Consider the following 1,345-nt stretch of genomic DNA (forward strand, 5'->3'; position numbering starts at 1 on the left):
ATTGCAGCATTTCAGAAGATAGATCACATAAGGCAATGTGATGTCCGAGTTTGGCAAGCTTTTGTGACATTTGTGCCAACCCGCCCCCCGCATCTAATACGGTTAGCGACTGTTTGGCCTCGTCAAAGGTGGCTAACAATTGTTGAAGATCTTCCCAAACAATCACTTGGCGAATCTCGCCTTTGTCTGACCCGTAATATTTTTGCAATTTGTGGCAATATCGTCGAAATTACGGTCTTGGTTCACAGCAGCTTGAGTTATCATATCTAATCGTGCTGCTATTCTGTCATAAGGAAAGCAGATATAAAGAGGCATTCTCTTATTTTTATTATCAAGTGATGTTTTTTCGGACTATTTCTGTATGTTTGAGCTGAAAAAAGTGCCTCGCGACTGTTAATGCCTTTGCCAGCACTACTTTTAATAGGCTTAGCTGGTCTGATGCTGATTATGTTTAGTACCAGACAAAAAACGGGGTGTTTCATCATATTATTCTCCTTTTTGGGGATATTCTTGGTTTCTTTCCAACCCGTTGCCAGCAAGTTATTAATGCCATTAGAAAGGCAATACTCTGTATTTCTACCCGAAGTACAAACCGTCGATTACGTCATGGTATGGGCAATGGCCATGTGGTGGATGATCAAATCCCCCCTACGTCTGAGTTAAGCCGTGCTTCGTTGATGCGTTTACGAGGAAGGAATTCGTATTTTAAAGATGTATCCGGGCTCAAAGTTGATTCTGTCTGGGCTATGCAGGGCGGCTCAGAAACCAGCCATGCTCGGCAATGATGGCAAACGTGGCTTTGGCTCTGGGTGTCGCGAAATCAGACATTATTCTTCTTGAAGATGCCAAAGATACTTGGGAAGAAGCTGCGACAAGCAGCGGACATTTGTGCGTCAAAACAGCTGGTTTGGTCACTTCAGCCAGTCACATGGCACGTGCAATGAAAGAGTTTCATGACGCTGGCATAACGCCGTTACCCGACGCCAACAAACTACCTTGCGCAAAAGAACATCTCTCAAGCTTGGGACAGATATGCCCCTAAAGCCATCTACCTTGAGCAAACAGAGCGCTACTGGTATGAAACCCTCGGCCAGCTATGGCAAGGCATGCGAGATTTGCTCCTTACTGACGAACAAATCATGGCAGAGAATCGCGCATCAAAATGATGAATCATGATCTGCAGAAACAAAAAAAGAGCTTAATACCGCTCTTTTTTTGTTTCGTTAATTTTTGGCTTTCTAAGCCATCGCCTAGTCGCCTGCAAACATGTAGCCTTCACCGTGTACGGTCACAAAAATTTGTGGGTTTTAGGATCAAACTCCATTTTTGCTTCTCATGCGACGAA

At 44.2% G+C, this 1,345-nt stretch carries 3 pseudogenes; 1 reads left to right on the forward strand and 2 read right to left on the reverse strand.

The features are described 5' to 3' along the window. A pseudogene (locus CIK04_RS25875) lies at window positions 1-246 on the reverse strand (tRNA uridine 5-oxyacetic acid(34) methyltransferase CmoM); the annotation flags it as partial. A gap of 115 nt (window positions 247-361) precedes the next feature. Between CIK04_RS25875 and elyC the strand changes: the two are divergent. Further along, window positions 362-1,166, forward strand: a pseudogene (gene elyC / locus CIK04_RS25880) (envelope biogenesis factor ElyC). Between the two features lie 84 nt (window positions 1,167-1,250). Here elyC and CIK04_RS25885 read toward each other — a convergent pair. Next, window positions 1,251-1,345 (reverse strand): annotated as a pseudogene (locus CIK04_RS25885) (two-component system response regulator TorR); the annotation flags it as partial.

The organism is Vibrio sp. 03_296, from assembly GCF_002265885.1.